2 protein-coding genes are annotated in these 1,574 nt (G+C 33.0%); both read right to left on the bottom strand.

Annotation, left to right across the window (positions count from 1 at the left end; all coding sequences use genetic code 11):
- Positions 1–176 precede the first annotated feature (176 nt).
- Positions 177–743 (bottom strand): TIR domain-containing protein, encoded by a 567-nt coding sequence (locus ACED25_RS23355; RefSeq protein ID WP_371696261.1) that lies wholly within the window; start codon positions 741–743, stop codon positions 177–179.
- A gap of 8 nt (positions 744–751) precedes the next feature.
- Positions 752–1,574 (bottom strand): macro domain-containing protein (locus ACED25_RS23350; RefSeq protein WP_371696259.1); only part of this gene is annotated, 823 nt, incomplete at its 5' end.

Below are 1,574 nucleotides of genomic sequence, written 5' to 3'. Positions count from 1 at the left end.
ATCAAAGGCTCACACACAACGCAGGACTAGGGAAAATATGAGGGGATCCGTCAGCGCCTGCATAACACGTTTACTACCAAACAACTATACTTAATATTGACGCCTTAAAACGAGAAACACTCGGCAAACTGAGATTGCCGAGTGTAGTAAATCGTGTTGATGCATTTGTTATACGATTAATTTAACCCAAAATTTGAATTAGCTTCCTCACTGTAGATTCCATAGCCTTTGCCAGTTGGCTGTTTTTGTATATTAAACTGACCAATTGCATCAATTAACGGGGCTTTCTTAAAAGGAATATGAATAGCATTAACTGACCCGTTTTCTATTCTCTGTTTCAAAGATTTTGGCCAATAATGCGATAAATTCTTGGAGTTACGAATCGCATTATCTGTATTAATAATAGAAGACGCATACACAATAATTACTGGCATTTTGCATTTATCAATTGCGTGTTCAATTTCAAATGGCACCCAGTCAGTATCATCTTTCGTTGTTTTACCAATAATTAAAACAAGGTGCTTAGAATTATTAAGTCTTTGAACTAAACGAGAACGTAACGTTATTTTTTTACTGGTATCACGTACGGATGCTGTCTTTTCATGACTGTTAATAAATGAAAAATCATCATCAGTTTTATTTGTCCAAGCTTTCATCAAATTATAAAATTTGATATCTGAGGCTGTAGGATCTTTTGTTCCATTCGCATGAAATGCGATATATGTACCATTTCTATATGCCATCTTTATCCCTATAATGCTTGATAATAACTTTCTATGATATTAAGACTAACTTCATCTTTAACGCTTTGATGTAAGACAATATCAAGACCATTAATTAATGTAAGTTTGTCATTTAATGTTATAGATAACAGTAAGAATTCAAGTAACTTTTGTTTCGGTAATTCGAGTCCTGAATGCCCCCCTCCAATAAGAGGTACATTAACTCTATTTCCTTGTGAGTTTTGTTCAATATAATCAAATAAATCACATAATACTCTTTGGTACTCTGATTTAGTAACTTCAGCTCGATGGTTCTCATTAAATTTAGTCAATGCAACTAAAAAATATCGCTTGCCTTCATAAGGAACACAAGCAACCGTTCCAAGTGCGTAACGAGAATGATTACCTTGTTTTCTAGTTTTATTTACTTCAACCGGCACTATATTTTTTAATGATGCTGAAATTAAACGTTTCAGTAGTTTTTCGTTACCTGAAAAAAAACGTTTCACGAAAATACCATGTATCGTATTAGAACTAACAACTTTTTCATCAACTAGCGTATCAAAGTAATCATTAACAGGAATGACGACAATCCCTTCTTTTTGAAAAAGATCACCAAACCCAACATCAACCTTTAAATTCTCTCCCAATTTCAACTTAACACTATTTTTAGGCAATACAGATATAACACCATAAATGATATTTATAATAATAATCGAAACTAAAAACGCCCATTCAAAATCTTTAACCAGATCATTTAATTGAGTTGAAAAGATTGCCCACAAGACAGTAACTATACGGCTTTGTTGCGTAATTAAATTTAAAGATAGAACAACCCCGTTTCGCGTATTT

The sequence above is a fragment of the Vibrio sp. 1F263 genome, from assembly GCF_041439035.1.
Lineage (GTDB): Bacteria > Pseudomonadota > Gammaproteobacteria > Enterobacterales > Vibrionaceae > Vibrio > Vibrio tasmaniensis_A.
This window is presented reverse-complemented; position numbering and strand designations above follow the sequence as displayed.